This window comes from Glycomyces tenuis DSM 44171, from assembly GCF_000427885.1.
GTDB lineage: Bacteria > Actinomycetota > Actinomycetes > Mycobacteriales > Micromonosporaceae > Glycomyces > Glycomyces tenuis.
The window spans coordinates 226,709-241,775 of record NZ_ATYW01000010.1 but is presented as its reverse complement, the minus strand read 5'-3'; the positions used below and the strand labels follow the sequence as shown (position 1 = coordinate 241,775).

Annotated in this window: 12 protein-coding genes; 8 read left to right on the top strand and 4 right to left on the bottom strand. The window is 70.4% G+C overall.

Translation table 11 applies throughout. From position 1 onward, the window contains the following. Positions 1–105 precede the first annotated feature (105 nt). Positions 106–2,988 carry a glycoside hydrolase family 3 protein gene (locus YWW_RS0113970; RefSeq protein ID WP_026930606.1) on the top strand — a complete coding sequence of 961 codons (2,883 nt, stop codon included), beginning with the start codon at positions 106–108 and terminating at the stop codon, positions 2,986–2,988. Next, entirely contained in the window at positions 2,985–3,983 is a 999-nt protein-coding gene (locus YWW_RS0113965) for a LacI family DNA-binding transcriptional regulator (protein ID WP_026930605.1), read from the top strand. Before YWW_RS0113970 ends, YWW_RS0113965 begins: the two co-directional genes overlap by 4 nt. A 57-nt stretch (positions 3,984–4,040) precedes the next feature. On the opposite strand, the gene YWW_RS30370 is transcribed toward YWW_RS0113965, so the two are convergent. Next, positions 4,041–4,790: a M23 family metallopeptidase gene (locus YWW_RS30370; protein WP_155830174.1), complete on the bottom strand. Its 750-nt coding sequence runs from the start codon at positions 4,788–4,790 to the stop codon at positions 4,041–4,043. Positions 4,791–5,143: 353 nt separating this feature from the next. On the opposite strand from YWW_RS30370, the gene YWW_RS0113955 reads away from it, so the two are divergent. After that, positions 5,144–6,763: an ABC-F family ATP-binding cassette domain-containing protein gene (locus YWW_RS0113955; protein WP_026930604.1), complete on the top strand. Its 1,620-nt coding sequence runs from the start codon at positions 5,144–5,146 to the stop codon at positions 6,761–6,763. 7 nt (positions 6,764–6,770) lie between these two features. Here YWW_RS0113955 and YWW_RS0113950 read toward each other — a convergent pair whose 3' ends face one another. Further along, on the bottom strand, positions 6,771–8,018 hold the full coding sequence (locus tag YWW_RS0113950) for a hypothetical protein (protein WP_026930603.1): 1,248 nt from the start codon (positions 8,016–8,018) through the stop codon (positions 6,771–6,773). A gap of 104 nt (positions 8,019–8,122) precedes the next feature. Here YWW_RS0113950 and YWW_RS0113945 point away from each other — a divergent pair, with 104 nt between their 5' ends. The 3 genes from YWW_RS0113945 to YWW_RS0113935 all read left to right on the top strand — a co-directional run bounded on the left by YWW_RS0113945 (position 8,123) and on the right by YWW_RS0113935 (position 11,455). Beyond that, the gene (locus YWW_RS0113945) at positions 8,123–8,389 is read left to right on the top strand and encodes a helix-turn-helix domain-containing protein (protein ID WP_169732262.1); all 267 of its coding nucleotides are present in this window, start codon (positions 8,123–8,125) and stop codon (positions 8,387–8,389) included. A gap of 346 nt (positions 8,390–8,735) precedes the next feature. Continuing rightward, entirely contained in the window at positions 8,736–10,802 is a 2,067-nt protein-coding gene (locus tag YWW_RS30365) for an ABC transporter ATP-binding protein (protein ID WP_169732264.1), read from the top strand. A gap of 449 nt (positions 10,803–11,251) precedes the next feature. Continuing rightward, positions 11,252–11,455 (top strand): cold-shock protein, encoded by a 204-nt coding sequence (locus YWW_RS0113935; protein WP_026922995.1) that lies wholly within the window; start codon positions 11,252–11,254, stop codon positions 11,453–11,455. Between the two features lie 99 nt (positions 11,456–11,554). Here YWW_RS0113935 and YWW_RS0113930 read toward each other — a convergent pair whose 3' ends face one another. Together YWW_RS0113930 and YWW_RS30360 are read right to left on the bottom strand one after the other, a co-directional pair. Beyond that, positions 11,555–12,250 carry a hypothetical protein gene (locus YWW_RS0113930; protein WP_026930601.1) on the bottom strand — a complete coding sequence of 232 codons (696 nt, stop codon included), beginning with the start codon at positions 12,248–12,250 and terminating at the stop codon, positions 11,555–11,557. Further along, a complete protein-coding gene (locus YWW_RS30360) occupies positions 12,243–12,815 on the bottom strand; it encodes a SigE family RNA polymerase sigma factor (RefSeq protein WP_051325789.1) in 573 nt (190 codons plus the stop codon). The genes YWW_RS0113930 and YWW_RS30360 overlap by 8 nt, the downstream gene beginning before the upstream one ends. 156 nt (positions 12,816–12,971) lie before the next feature. Between YWW_RS30360 and YWW_RS30355 the strand changes: the two genes are divergently transcribed. Next, positions 12,972–13,994, top strand: a complete 1,023-nt coding sequence (locus YWW_RS30355; RefSeq protein ID WP_051325788.1) for a GNAT family N-acetyltransferase — start codon at positions 12,972–12,974, stop codon at positions 13,992–13,994. A gap of 9 nt (positions 13,995–14,003) precedes the next feature. After that, positions 14,004–15,062, top strand: a complete 1,059-nt coding sequence (locus YWW_RS30350) for a GNAT family N-acetyltransferase (protein WP_051325787.1) — start codon at positions 14,004–14,006, stop codon at positions 15,060–15,062. Positions 15,063–15,067 lie beyond the last annotated feature (5 nt).

Below are 15,067 nucleotides of genomic sequence, written 5' to 3'. Positions count from 1 at the left end.
ACACTTACATTCCTTAATCGAAGCGCTTCGAAAGGCGCCGAGGCGCGATGTTCCGGCAATCGAAGCGCTTCGACAAGACAGCGACGTCCAAGCTAGGAAGCCAGCATGACCCACACCGCTGACCAGCCCGCGTTCCGCGACTCCGGCCTCCCGCGCTCCGAGCGCGTCGCCGACCTGCTCGACCGCCTCACTCTCGACGAGAAGGTCGGCCTGCTCCACCAGTACCACCGCCCCGTCGAACGGCTCGGGCTCGGCGCGTTCAAGACCGGCACCGAGGCCCTCCACGGCCTCGCCTGGCTCGGCGAGGCCACCGTCTTCCCGCAGGTCGTCGCCCTCGGCGCCACCTGGAATCCCGAGCTGGTGGAGGCCGTCGGCGCCGCCGCCGCGGACGAGGTCATCGCCTACCACCACCGCGACCCGGCGAAGGCCGGCCGCAACGTGTGGGCCCCCACCGTCAACCCGCTGCGCGACCCGCGCTGGGGCCGCAACGAGGAGGGCTACTCCGAGGACGCCTGGATGACCGGCCTCATGGGCGCCGCCTACGCCCGCGGCCTCAAAGGCGGCGGCGAGGTCTGGAAGACCGCACCCACCGTCAAGCACTTCCTGGCCTACGGCAACGAGGCCGATCGCTGCACCACCTCGTCCAACATGCCTCCCCGCGTGCTGCGCGAATACGAGTTCGCCGCCCACCGCCCGGCACTGGCGAGCGGCGACGCCGTGGCGGTCATGCTGTCGTACAACCTCGTCAACGGCCGTCCCGCGCACGTCTCCCCACTGGTGAACACCGAGCTGCGCACCTGGACTCCCGGCGAGGTCCTCATCGTCTCGGACGCCTACGCCCCGAACAACCTCACCGGCCTCCAGGGCTACTTCGACGACCTGCCCACCGCCTACGCCCACGCGATCCGGGCCGGGCTGGACTCCTTCACCCAGGACGACGACAAGCCCGAGGCCGTCCTCGGCCACATCCAGGCCGCCCTCGAACGCGGCCTGCTCGACGAGGCGGACATCGACGCCGCCGTGAGCCGCAACCTCACCGTCCGCTTCGGACTCGGCGAGTTCGACTCCGAGGACCCGTACGCGGGCATCGGCGACGAGGCGGTCGACTCCGAGGCGCACCGGGCCCTCGCTCGCGAGGCCGCCGCCCAGTCCATCACCGTCCTCAAGAACGACGGCGTCCTCCCGCTGAAGAGCCCCCGGACGATCGCCGTCATCGGCCCGCTCGCCGACGTCCAGTTCGAGGACTGGTACTCCGGCACCCTGCCCTACGCCGTCACCGCCCGCGCCGGGCTCGCCGAGCGCGCCGAAGTGCGCTACAGCGAAGGCGTCGACCGCATCCGCCTGCGCCACAAGAGCGGCTACGTCACTGCCGCCGAAGACGGCTCGGCCCTGACGATCACCGACACCACCGGAGTGGCGGCCCAGTTCGACCTCTTCGACTGGGGCGGCTGGTCCTACGCGGCCCGCAACGCCGCCACCGGCAAGTTCATCGCCGGCCGGCCCGACGGCACCGTCACCGCCGACTCCAAGGGCCCCAGCGAATGGGACGTCATCGAGACCTTCAAGATCGTCGAGGTCGAGGGCGGCAAGGTCGCTCTCCGCCAGATCCACAAGGAGGAGACCGCCGAGACCGGCAAGTGGTTCGCCGTCGGCCAGGACGGCCGCCTGACGCTCAGCGCCGACGCCGCCGAGGCGGCCGCGTTCGACTTCGAATTCGTCACCAAGGGCCACGAGGCCGCCGCGGCGCTCGCCGCCGAGGCCGACATCGCCGTCGTGGTCCTGGGCGACCACCCGCTGGTCAACGGCCGCGAGACCGAGGACCGGACCGATCTCAACCTGCCAGCCGCACAGGAGCACGTCCTCCAGCGAGTCCACGAAGCGAACCCGAATACCATTCTGGTCATGTCCTCGTCCTACCCCTACAGTCCCGTCTGGGCCGGCAAGCACGCGCCCGCGGTGGTGTGGTCGGGTCACGGCGGGCAGGAGTGGGGCCACGCGCTGGCCGACGTCCTCTTCGGCGACCGCGACGCCGAGGGCCGTCTGCCGCAGACGTGGTACACCGACGCCGCCGAGCTGCCGGCGATGCTCGACTACGACATCATCGCCTCCGACGCGACCTACATGTACTACCTCGGCCAGCCGTTGTTCCCGTTCGGCCACGGCCTGTCCTACGCCGACTTCTCCTACGCGAACCTGACCGTCGACCGGGCCCTGGCCGCCGCCGGCGACGAGCTCACCGTCACCGTCGAGGTCGCCAACGTCTCCGACCGCGACGGCGTCGAAGTCGTCCAGCTCTACTCCCACCAGTGCGGCTCGCGCGTCAAGCAGCCGCTGCGCCAGCTGCGCGGCTTCGAGAAGGTCCGGCTGGCCGCCGGCGAGACGAGGACCGTGTCCTTCACCGTCGCCGTCGACGACCTCGCGCACTGGGACAACGTCACCGGCCGCATGATCGTCGAGAAGAGCCGCCAGCGGCTCATGATCGGCCGCTCGGCCACCGACATCGTCCTCTCTGCCTCGGTCCGCATCGACGGCGAGGTCGTCGGCCCCCGCGACCTCTCGGCCCCGCTCGCCGCGTCCGCCAACGACGCCTACTCCGGTGTGCTGTGGCGCGACGAGAACCGGGTCTCCGGCGACGTCATCGCCGCCGAGGAGGCCGGCGGCTGGATCATGCTCGGCGACTGCGACTTCGGCGGAGCCGAACAGAAGTACAGCGGCGGAGCCGAACAGGGACACAACAGGGAGCACACGTACACGACCGTGACCGCGCGCGTCGCCGGTCAGTCCTCTCAGCTGACGCTGCGCGTCGACGACCCGCTCGACGGCGACGTCCTCGCCAAGATCGACACCCCGGCCACGAACGGCGTCTACGACTACACCGACGTCACCGTCGAGCTCGGGCGGGTCGACGGAGTCAAAGACCTCTACGTCAGCTTCGAGAGCGGCCCGGTCCGCCTGGCGTCGCTGCGCTTCGGGCGGGCTGAGCGATGAACGCCTCCCGCGGCGTCACCATCGCCGACGTGGCGGCGCGGGCCGGGGTGGCCGCGAGCACCGTCTCGTACGTGCTGAGCGGGAAGCGGTCGATCTCGCCGGCCACCGCCCAGCGCGTCATGGACGCGGTGGCCGAGCTCGGCTACCACCCGCACGCCGGGGCCCGCTCGCTCGCGTCCCGCCGCGCCGGCGTCATCGCCATGATGCTGCCGCTGCGCGACGGCATGCACCTGCCGGTGCTGATGCAGTTCGCCTCCGGCGCGGTCACCGAGGCGCGGCGCCACGACCAGGACGTGCTGCTCATGACCGCCGACGAGGGGCCGGCCGGGCTCGCGCGCGTGGCCGCCTCCTCGATCGTCGACGGACTCATCCTCATGGACGTCGAGGTCCGCGACCCGCGCGTGGAGGCCCTGCGCAGGCTCGGCCTGCCGAGCGTCCTCATCGGCTTCCCCGCCGACGCGGCCGGCCTGACGTGCGTCGACCTCGACTTCACCGCCGCCGGCAGAGAGTGCGCGAGCTACCTGATCGGGCGCGGCTGCCGCGACATCGCGCTCCTGGGCGCCTCCGAGGTCGTCTACGAGCGGCGCACCGGCTTCGCCGAGCGCGTCCGCGGCGGCTTCCTCGCCCGCGGGGAGGCCTGCGACCACGCCGAGGCGCGACCGTGCCCCGACGACGACCCGGTCTCGGTGCAGCGCACCGTCAAGGAGCTCCTGGCCGCCCGGCCCGAGCTGACCGGTCTGGCCGTCCACAACGAGCCGGCCGTCCCGCACGTCATGCACGCGCTCGCCGACGCCGGGAAGCTCGTGGGGGAGGACTTCCACGTCGTCGTCATCGGCCCCGACGAGGTCGGGGAGCGGGTCCACCCGCGGCTGCCCTCGGTGCTGGTCCCCGCCGAGCGGCTCGCCGAGATCGCCGTGGGCCACCTGATGCGCAAGCTCGACGGCTTCGACGTCCCCGACTCGACCCTCGTCGAACCGCAGCTCACCGTGCGGTGAAGACGAACGGACGGCCCCGGAGCGAACGCTCCGGGGCCGCCGTCCTGTCGTCGCGGTTCAGTCCTCGTCGTTCTCGGCGGGCACGACGCCCTGCTCCTCCAGCCACGGAAGCGGGTCGACCTGCTCGCCGTCGATGCGCACCTCGAAGTGCAGGTGCGGGCCGGTCGAGTTGCCGGTGTTGCCGGTCAGGAGCACCTCCTCGCCGGGGTCGGTGTCCTCGCCGACGTCGACGAGGATCTCGCTGCCGTGCCCGTAGGCGGTCTCGACGCCGTTGCCGTGGTCGATCACGACGAGGTTGCCGTAGCCGGCCATCCAGCCCGCATAGGTGACCGTGCCGTCGCCGACGGCCACGATCGGCTCGCCGAGCTCGTTGGCGAAGTCGACCCCGGCGTGGAGCCGGCCCCAGCGCTGGCCGAATGTGGAGGAGATGTGGTCGTCGGAGGGGGAGACCCAGTCCGGTTTCGCCGCCTCGGCCTCGGCTTGAGCCTCGGCCGCCGCGGCCTCTTCGGCGGCCACCCGCTCGGCCTCGGCCTGCGCTTCGGCCTGGGCCTCGTCGAGCGCCTGCTTGTCGGCCTCGGCGTCCACGCCGAGGTCCAGCGCCGACTGCGCCGTGTCGCGCTGGACGGCGGTCTCCTCGACCACCGTGTCGGCCGGCCAGGAGACCTGGGTGAGGTCGAACGATTCGGTGGCCCGGTCGGCCTTGGCCTCGGAGACCTGACCGGTCACGGCCGCCAGGACCGCGCCGGTGGTGACGGCGGTGATCAGACCCGCGGTCGCGAGACGCCGGGTGTGACGTTCACGACGCATGCGCTGGATCCGGCGCATGCGCCTGATGGCCTGAACGCGGCGGCTCGAACCCTCGTGGTCGAGGTGCTTGTCAGAATGATCGTGTTTGCCCATAGCGCGGGGAAACCTACCTGGTCCGATCCGGACAACAGGCCCATGACCAGGCGATACAACGCTCGAAGTGGTCCTCTTTCGGCGCATTTAGGACTTCGCGGTCTTGCGGCGGTCCTACGAACGGACGAGGGCGTTCACGTTCGGTGACCGAGCACGTTCGAACAGTGGCATGGGCGATATCGGGATGACCGTGACGCACGCCGCCGCCTAGACTTGACGGGTCTGCCCATCGGGCAAGCCATCCAGTCTGAAGGAGTGCCATGATCACCGCCACCGGTCTCGAGCTGCGCGCCGGTTCGCGCATCCTCCTGTCCGGGGCCGATCTGCGAGTGGGGCCCGGCGACCGGATCGGCCTCGTCGGCCGCAACGGCGCGGGCAAGACCACGACGATGAACGTCCTCGCCGGTCTCGCCCAGCCCTACAGCGGCCGCATCGAGAGCAACGGGCCGTTCGGCTACCTGCCGCAGGACCCGCGCTTCGCCGACCTCGGCCAGACCGCCTCCAACCGCGTCCTGTCCGCCCGCGGCCTCGACCAGCTGCTCGCCGACCTCCAGAAGACCGAGGTCGAGCTCGCCGAGGCCGCCGACGACGCCCAGCGCGACAAGCTCGTGCGCCGCTACTCCCGCCTCGAGGAGCAGTTCGCGGCCCGCGGTGGCTACGCCGCCGAGTCCGAGGCCGCCCGCATCTGCTCGAACCTCGGGCTCGAGGACCGCATCCTCGCCCAGGCCCTGGCGACCCTCTCGGGCGGCCAGCGGCGCCGCGTCGAGCTCGCGCGCATCCTGTTCGCCGACGACGGCGACGGCATCCTCCTGCTCGACGAGCCCACCAACCACCTCGACGCCGACTCCGTGGGCTGGCTGCGCGGCTTCCTCGCCGCCCACAAGGGCGGCCTCGTGCTCATCACGCACGACGTCGAACTGCTCGACGAGGTCGTCAACAAGGTGTGGTTCCTCGACCCGACCCGCTCGGTCATCGACGCCTACAACCTCGGCTGGACGGCCTACCAGCGCCAGCGGGCCGAGGACGCCGAACGGCGCCGCCGCGAGCGGTCCAATGCCGAGAAGAAGGCCGCCACGCTCACCAAGCAGGCCGCCAAGCTCGGCGCCAAGGCCACCAAGGCCCGGGCCGCCAAGAACATGCTGCGCCGCGCCGAGGCCATGATCGACGGCCTCGAAGAGGACCTGCTGGAGGAGAAGGTCGCCGACGTGCGCCTGCCGCAGCCCGCCTCGTGCGGGAAGGTCCCCCTCACCGCCTCCGGCCTGTCGAAGCACTACGGCTCGCTGGAGGTCTTCTCCGGCGTCGACCTCGCGATCGACCGCGGCTCCCGCGTGGTCATCCTCGGCCTCAACGGCGCGGGCAAGACCACGCTGCTGCGCATCCTGGCCGGCTCGCTCGAAAGCGACACCGGCGAGGTGACCCCGGGGCACGGCCTGCGCATCGGCTACTTCGCGCAGGAGCACGACACGCTCGACCACACCGGCACCGTCCTGGAGCAGATGCAGTCGGCCGCCTCGTCCTCCGGCGCCGACCTGCCCGACTCGGAGCTGCGCAAGATCCTCGGCGCGTTCCTGTTCCCCGGCGAGGACGTCTACAAGCCCGTGCAGGTCCTCTCCGGCGGCGAGAAGACCCGACTCGCGCTGGCCAGCCTGGTCTGCTCGGGCGCGAACGTGCTGCTGCTCGACGAGCCGACGAACAACCTCGACCCGGCCAGCCGCCAGCAGGTGCTCGACGCCGTCGACGGCTTCACCGGAGCGATCGTCATGGTCACCCACGACCCGGGCGCGGTGGAGGCCCTCAGGCCCGAGCGGGCGATCCTGCTGCCCGACGGCGACGAGGACCTCTGGTCCGACGACCTGATGGAACTGGTCGAACTGGCCTGAGGCGCGCTCAGCCGGAGTACATCATGACGATCGCGGCGCACGCCCCGGCGGCGGCCGACGCCAGCGGCGCCCTGACCGACCGCCCGCGCCCGCCCCGCGCGCCCGGCCGCGGCCAGGAGGCGGTGACCGCCACGACCAGCCACGGGCACAGCGCCACCCAGCCGTACTCGGGCCGCTCGGGGTTCGCGCCGCTCAGCGGCGCCAGCAGCAGCGCCAGGAGCGGCCCGGTCATGAGCGGCCAGGCCGAACCCGAGCCGAGGCGCCGCAGGCTCTCCACGATCGCCGGGCCGCACGCCGTGCACACCAGCGCGGGCATGAGCAGCAGCCACCACAGCTGACCCGGGTTCGCCGCGACCTCGCCGATCGCCGCGTTGTACGTGTCGACCAGCCCCGCCGGCCACGAGCTGCCGAACGCCGCCGCGACCGCCAGCACGCTCAGGGCCGCCGCGGCGGAGGTGAGGATGTGCCACGGGCGGCGGCGCGCGAAGTACAGGCACAGCAGGGAGACGGCGAACCACGCCGCCCCGTAGGACAGCAGCGCCGCGACCCCGAGCAGGCCGCCGGTGGCCGCCGCGCCCCAGAACGCCTGGAAACCCTTGACGTGCCGCTCGGAGGCCATCGCGCCGGCGGCGAGGACGGCGGCGCACGCGGCGGCGGCGATGCCGTCCATGCCGAGCGTCGTCCAGGCCGCCCAGGGGCCGAGGACGAGCACCGGCGCCAGCGCTCGGGCGGCGACCGGGCCGCACACCGACTTGACCGCGACGAGCGTCAGCGGCACCGCCAGGCACGAGATCGCGGTGACGGTGATGGCCAGGCCCGCCTGTGAACCGGTGTAGTCGACCAGCAGGCCGATGGTGCCGATCGAGCCGGGCGTGTCCGTGGGGGTCGGGGTGGGGTCGACGTTGGTGTGCAGTGCGCCGGACCAGGTCAGTGATGCCAGGTAGGACAGCACCAGCAGGTTGTGCCACGGCATCCGCGCCGCCGCGGGGCGGTTCGCGGCCCACAGCACCGCCGCGGCCGTCAGCGGCGCGACCACCATGCCGACCGTGACGTGCAGCGACAGGTTCTGGGCGGGCCACCAGGGGAGCGTGGACGGGCCCACGATGTCGGAGACGGACACCGCCACCGAGGTCAGCGCCAAGGTCATGACCAGCAGGGCCAACCAGATCACGATGTCGCGCCACTGGTGGGGGCGCACCCGGCCTTCGGCCAGGGTGTCCACCGAACCGGTGAACGGAGTCTGCGGTGCGGTCACGTCACGAAACTATCGGGTATCCGACAGAAAGGACCGCCGGGCAGCGGAACTCCGGCAAACTTCACAAGACACGTTGATCACCGTCCGTGCTCAAGGAAGGACAAATGGACCCCGACGCTCCCGCACCCCGCAGTGCCCTCGACTCAGGCACTGCCTCAGGCTCCTCGAAAACCGATCCGAACCGGCAAGTGCGCGGCGAAGAACGCCGTGAGCTGACGGAGTATGTCACCGGCGAATACCTGAAAGGGCAGAGCATCCGGGACATCGCTTCAACCATAGGACGCTCCTACGGCTTCGTGCACCGCCTCCTCAACGAAGGTGGCGTCAAGCTCAGAACTCGCGGCGGCGCCCGCAAGGCCGGCGGGCGCTGACCACCGCCCGGACCCGGGCGAACGCCGCCCCGCGCCCCTCCCGCGGGGTCCGCCCGTCTCCCGGGCCGCACCGGCCGCGTCCGCGCCGTCCCGCGAGGCCGCCGCCCTCCGATCCGAGCCGCCGCTCGCGCCCGCCGCGCACGGGCCCGGCGTCGCCGCCCTGCACGCCCGTCCGGCCCACGTCACCCGCGACCGCGCCGAAATAAACGCCGCGCCTCCCCACGTTGATAATCAGCGTTCAGTCATGTTCAGCACGATGAAGCCCAAGCCCAGCCACCGCCGACTCTTGGGCGCCTGACGTTCGGGAGGCCCAGTGGCATCGATGGGAGCAGCGGGATGGGACGCCATGCGTTCCCTCCGGCGAAGCGACGACATCAAGGGCGTCACGCTCACGCGCGGCGTCAAACGCCGCATCATCCGCTTCGCCAGGCCCTACGCCCGCGACATCACCGTCTTCCTGCTCCTGGTCACCGCCATAGCCGCCATCGGCGTCGCCACGCCCGTCCTGGCCGGCGACATCGTCAACGAGCTCACCGCCGCCGGCGGCACACAGCGCGGCGTGCTGACCCTCGCCGCCGTCATCGCCGGTCTGGCCGTCGTCGAAGGCGTCATCTCGCTGATCATGCGCTGGTACGGCGCGAAACTCGGCGAAGGCATCATCCTCGACCTGCGCCGCGCCGTGTTCGACCACGTCCAGTCCATGCCGGTCGCCTTCTTCACCCGCTCCCAGACCGGCGCGCTCGTCTCCCGGCTCAACAACGACGTCATGGGCGCCCAGCGGGCCTTCACCAGCACCCTCTCGGGCCTGGTCTCCAACGGCATCGCCGTCACGCTCACCTTGGGCGTCATGTTCTTCCAGTCCTGGCAGATCACCTTGCTCTCACTGGTGCTGGTGCCGGTGTTCATCATTCCCGCCAAATGGGTCGGCAGGCGGCTCGCGGCGCTCACCAAGGAGAGCTTCGACCTCAACGCCGCCATGAACACCCAGATGACCGAGCGGTTCAACGTGGGCGGCGCGATGCTCGTCAAGCTCTTCGGCCGCCCCGAGACCGAGTCCGACGAGTTCGGCCGGAAGGCCGACCGGGTGCGCTCCATCGGCATCACCACCGCGATGTACGCCCGCACCTTCATCGTGGCGCTCACGCTCGTCGCCGGACTCTCCCAGGCCCTCGCCTACGGCCTGGGCGGCTCGCTCGTCTTCGGCGGCACACTGACGGCCGGAACGGTCGTCACCCTCGCGCTGCTGCTCACCCGCCTCTACGGGCCGCTGACGGCCCTGTCGAACGTCCGCGTCGACGTCATGAGCGCGCTGGTGAGCTTCCAGCGGGTCTTCGAGGTCCTCGACCTCAAGCCGCTGATCCAGGAGGCGGAGGACGCCAAGGAGCTGCCGGACGGCGCCTCGTCGATCGTGTTCCGCGACGTGGAGTTCCGCTACCCGGGCGCCGACGAGGTCTCGCTCGCCAGCCTGGAGGACCTGGCCCGGCCCGACCACAGCGACAACGGGCGCACCGTCCTGCACGAGGTGTCGTTCGCCGTGGCGCCGGGGGAGCTGGTGGCGCTCGTCGGGCACTCGGGGTCCGGGAAGACCACGACGGCGAGCCTGGTGCCGCGCCTGTACGACGTCACCGGCGGCGCGGTCGAGGTCGGCGGCATCGATGTGCGCGAACTCAGGCAGGCGTCACTGGCCGCGCACATCGGGATGGTCACCCAGGACGCGCACCTGTTCCACGACACGGTCCGAGAGAATCTGCGCTACGCCAGCCCAGAGGCGAGCGACGACGAGATCTGGGAGGCGCTGGACCGCGCCCAGATCGGCGACGTGGTGCGGCGCCTGGAGTCCGGCCTCGACACGGTGGTGGGGGAGCGGGGCTACCGGTTCTCCGGCGGCGAGAAGCAGCGCCTGGCGATCGCGAGGGTGCTGCTGAAGGCCCCGCCGATCGTGATCCTCGACGAGGCGACGGCGCACTTGGACTCTGAATCCGAAGCGGCCGTGCAGAACGCGCTCGACACGGCGCTGGAGGGCCGGACGTCCCTGGTGATCGCCCACCGGCTGTCGACGGTGCGGCGGGCGGACAAGATCCTGGTGCTGGAGAACGGCCGGGTGGCCGAGATGGGCGCGCACGAGGACCTCGTCGCACGTGGCGGCCTCTACGCCGAGCTCTACCGGACGCAGTTCGCGGAACGAAGTGGAGCGGACCGGGGGCCCAGTGCGGAGCGAAGTGGAGCGGACCGGGGATCCAGTGCCGAGCGAAGTGGAGCGGACCGGGGATCCAGTGCGGAGCGAAGTGGAGCGGACCGGGGATCCAGTGCGGAGCGAAGTGGAGCGGACCGGGGATCCAGTGCCGAGCGAAGCGAAGCGGGCCGAGAGCCCGGCAACGAGCCGAGCGAAGCGGATCCGGTGCCGAGCGTCTGACGGACCGCGCGGCCTGAGCGGCCGACGCCGGCGCGCCGGCCAGACGGGCCGGGCTCCCGCCACCTCTCCGCCCTCCGATCATCCCTGAGGCGGAAGGTTCGCGAGTCGTGCAGGGAGACGGGCTCGGCTCCGAGAGCCGAACCGGGCGCGGTGCAAATCACCACAAAACACTCCAGTTTCAGTGAGTTGGACCATATCAGCTGGAAGCAAACACGGATAAGCCCAGCTCAGCCCACCTGATGCGAGGATTTTTTCGCGATGCCCGGTTACATGGAGGCGAAAGTGCTGTAGGGTCCAATAGCCACCCCGGTCAGGTAACTGTCGGGTTGGTGAAGCGCCAGTAATGGCGGCACATCTCGGATCGAACAACGGCAGGTTCCATCAGGTCTTCAAACCCCTGAGACGACCGACCGTCGATCTGAAAATCAACATCGCAAGGATAGTAAGTAATGGCGCAAGGCACCGTGAAGTGGTTCAACTCTGAGAAGGGCTTCGGCTTCATCGCTCCCGATGGAAACGGCCCGGACGTTTTCGTCCACTTCTCCGCTATCAGCGGAAACGGCTACCGTTCCCTGGAAGAGAACCAGCGGGTGGAATTCGACGTCGAACAGGGCAAGAAGGGTCCGCAGGCCGCTAACCTGCGCACCATCTAGTTCTGTTTCTGAGAACACGAAGCCGCTGCCCTTCATCGCGAAGGACAGCGGCTTCTATTGTGCCCGCCGTTCGTTCCGCGCACGTACGGCCGGCGCGGGTCACACCCTGTGGTGCACGTAGCTCTCCCCGCTCGGATAGGTGAGCGTGAGGGTGTCGGCCTCGGGGTCGAAACCGAACTCCACGACGATCTCGTCCTGCGTCTCGCTCTCGACGCCTTCGAACCGGTGCGGATCCTGCGAACCGAGGATGATCTCGCCCTCATAGGGGCCGTGCTGGTTCGCGAACGACCGGAGCGTGGCAGTGCCGTCCTCCTCGATCGTCAGGCTCGAGCCGTGAGGGCCGACGTCCTCGTACTCCGCCTCCCAGGTGCCGACGATGGCCTCCAGTCGCGGATCGATGTCCGCCTCCTCGGTCTCCTGGGGCGACGTCGAGTCGTCGTCCGCAGCGGAACTCGTCTCATCACCCGGCCCCTCGGTCGCGTCGTCCTCGACGGATTCGCCCTCGGTGGGGGCGCCTTCGGTCGGATCCTCGGACGCCGTCGGCGAAGGCGAGGTCGTCACGGTCACCGGGTCGTCGATCGGCGGCGCGGGATCCTCTCGCTCGCCGGGCATCGACAACGCCGCTGCCGCCATGCCGGTGACCGCGAGTCCGGCGACGGCGCCGATCGTCCCGGCGGCGAGGCGCCGCCTGCCGATGGCACGTGACCGCTTGATCGCGCCCGCGGTCAGGTCCCCGGCGGGAACGCCCGCCTCGGACGCCCGCTGCCGCAGCAGCTCGCGAAGCGAATCAGGCATGGGACTCTCCTTTCAAAGCGTTGAACCCGAGTTCGGCCTGGGCCGAAGGGAACTCGGTGAACTCGAGTTCGGGGAAGCCCTGGCGCAACCGCCGCAGGCCCCGCCGTACGCGGGCCCGGAGCGTCGAGACCGGGCAGCCGAGCATCTCGGCGGCGGCGGGCTCGGTCAGGTCTTCGAAGTAGCGCAGCACGATCGCCGCCCGCTGCGTGGCCGGCAGCGACAGGAGCGCGGCGTGGACGGCCAGCCGCAGCGCAGTGTCCGGGGCCCTCCCCGGCCGCTCTGGCGGGGCCTCGGTCGTGATCTCGGCGATCCTGGTCCGGCGCCAGCGGCTCACGTGCAGGTGGTACATGGTGCGGCGGGTGTAGGCCTCGGCGTTCCGGGCATGGTGCAGGCGCTTCCAGGCCCGCCACGTCCGGGCCAGCGCTTCCTGGACGAGGTCCTCGGCGAGTCCGCGGTCACCGGTGAGCAGAAACGCCGAAGCGCACAACGCTCCGGACCTCGCCTTGACGAAGTCCTCGAACTCGGCGAGCGGCGGCCCGCCCGATCGGGCGGTCGGTTCGGTCACGGTCGGATTCCGTTCTGTCGATGGGGCTGCTTCATTCACCCAGACGGGCATATCGGTGCGAAAGCGCATCGGCCGAACGGTCGGCCGATGCGGGCCGTACGGGCGATCCGGAAATCCGCTTGAGCGGCGTCGCGATTTCCGACCACACTGAACACCATGCAGACAACCGAGTTCGACGCGTCCTTCCCCGGGCTGATAGCGGGATCCTTCGACGTGCTCACCGCCGCCCACACCGCCGACACACCGGAGAACCCGATCCCGGTGCGGCGCTTCTTCGAGACCACGTTCACCCATCAGTGGCCCGGCCGCCGCAGGCGGTGGTTCGCCGTCGAGCATGACGGCCGCGTCGTCGGCCACATGAACCTCACCTTCTACCTCGACTCGAATCCTCATCTCGCGCAACTCCGCGTGTTCGTCCATCCCGAGCACCGCCGGAGAGGCGTCGGCTCGGCGCTGCTCGACCGGGCCGTCGAGATCACGCTCGAAGCGGGTCGCACCACCCTCAACACCGAGGCCGCGCTCTTCTGGGAAGGCGGCCCGGCCCGCACCGAGGCGGGTGCGGGCTTCCTCGAGAAGCGAGGATTCTCGCGGGCGCTCACCTGCGTCAACCGCCGCTGCATGGTGGACGCGATCGAACCATCCGAAGAGGACCGCATGTTCGCCGAGACGCTCGCCGCCGCGGGCGACGACTACGAACTGCGCCAGTGGGTCGGACGCGTCCCCGACGATCTCGTGGTCTCCCTGTGCCGCATGGAGTCCATGATCGTCAGTGAGATCCCGCTCGGCGAACTCGACGTGGAGCCCGAGGAGTCCGACGACGAGAAACTCCGCGCCGCCGAAGCCGTCAACGAAGCCGAGGGATACATCAAGGTCACCAGCGTCGCGGTCCACAAGGCCACCGGTGAGATCGTCGCCTGGAGCGACATCGGCGTGGACGACGGCCCGTACACCGCCGCGCACCAGGGCATCACGATCGTCGACCCCGCCCACCGCGGCCACCGCCTCGGCCTGCTGACCAAGCTCGCCAACCTCCGCCAACTGCGCGAGCACTTCGGTCACGTCAAGGAGATCTGGACCGACAACGCCGACGTCAACGCCCACATGATCGCCATCAACGAGCGCCTCGGCTACGAGACCGTCGACGCCTACGGCGAGTACCAGCGCAAGCTCGAAGCCTGAGGAACGCACATGGAGATCCATCGCCTCAACCCGACCGACGCCGACCAGGTCGACCGCGCCTGGACGCTGCTGGAGCTCGCCAACCGCACCGAGACGCCCGAGCTGCCCATGGGTCCCAAACACTTCTTCACCGGCGAGTTCATCCACCCCCTGCCGCACACCGAACTGCGCGGCCACCTCGCGGTCGACGGCGATGAAACGCTCGGCTACCTGCGCCTCTACCTGCCGATGAAGAGCAACGACCACTACGCCGAAGCCGAGATCACCGTCCACCCCGGGCATCGCCGCCGCGGTGTCGGCACGGCGCTGCTCGAGCACCTGCTGGCGACCGCCCGCGCCGAGGCCCGCACCGAAATCGTCGTCCTCGCCCGCGTCACCTGGGAGGACGGTCCGGTGCGTCCGACCGCCGGACCGGAGTTCCTGGAGCAGCGCGGCTTCACCGCCGCGCTCACCGAAGTCGACCGGCGGCTGGAGGTCGCCGCCCTCGACGCCGAGACCGAGCGGCGGCTCCGATCCGAGGCCGAGGCGGGCGCCGGCGACGACTACGAGCTCGTGCAGTGGACCGGACACACCCCCGAGGAGTACCTGGAGCCGCTGGGTCGCATCGAATCCATGATCTTCGACGAGATCCCGCTCGGCGATGTGGACCTGCACCGCCGAGAGATCGACGTCGACTACATCCGCGCCAGGGACGAGCGCACCGAGACCCTCGGGGCGACGCGCCCGTGCGCCGCGGCCTTCCACAAGGGCAGCGGCGTCATGGCCGCGTACACGTCGATCCACGTCTTCGCGGACGACGCGCAAGCCCACCAGGCGATCACGATCGTCGACCCCGCGCACCGCGGCCACCGCCTCGGCCTGCTGGTCAAACTCGCCAACCTGCGGCAGCTGCGCGACCGCTTCGGGCACGTCAAGGAGATCTGGGCCGGCAACGCGGACACCAACGCCCACATGGTCGCCATCAACGAGCGCCTCGGCTTCGAAACCGTCGACGCTCGCGTCTCCTACAAGCTCACATTGGAGCGTCGACCGCCTGGAAGCGACCGGTTAATTCGATTGCCGCCGTGACTCCG